General features: G+C 61.4%; 1 protein-coding gene. It reads left to right on the top strand.

All coding sequences use genetic code 11. The annotated features are described in order from the left end of the window. Positions 1 to 77 precede the first annotated feature (77 nt). On the top strand, positions 78 to 386 hold a 309-nt coding region (locus J0A65_RS26255), incomplete at its 3' end, for a 7TMR-DISMED2 domain-containing protein (RefSeq protein WP_206597123.1).

The raw sequence follows: 386 nt of genomic DNA, 5'->3' as shown, positions 1-386 counted from the left end.
AGGCCATATTTGTTTTCGATCAATAACGTTCCTGTGCATATACTCAAAACACTCGGACACCGCCTATCAGGATGCCTATGCTGCAGCGTTTCGTCTTATCGCTCGCTCTCTTGCTGTGGCTGGCCTCCACCAGCCAGGCGGCCCCCGTCATCACTCTGAGCGCGACCAGCAGCGGCTCGGCGCTCAACGCCGACGTCGAGCTGCTGGAGGATTCGCACGGCACGCTGAGCATCGGCGACATAACCTCAGCCACACAGCAATCGCGCTTTCAGGCAGCCAACGGGCGGGCCAGCGTGGGCCAGAGCCTGAATCCCTGGTGGATCAAACTCAGCGTGCAACGCGACAGCAGCGCGCCGACGGACTGGGTGCTGGAAGTCGGCTCGGTC

The organism is Bowmanella yangjiangensis (assembly GCF_017255015.1).
GTDB lineage: Bacteria > Pseudomonadota > Gammaproteobacteria > Enterobacterales > Alteromonadaceae > Bowmanella > Bowmanella yangjiangensis.
Note: the sequence above shows the minus strand (reverse complement) of the source record. Positions and strands in the feature narration are given on the sequence as shown.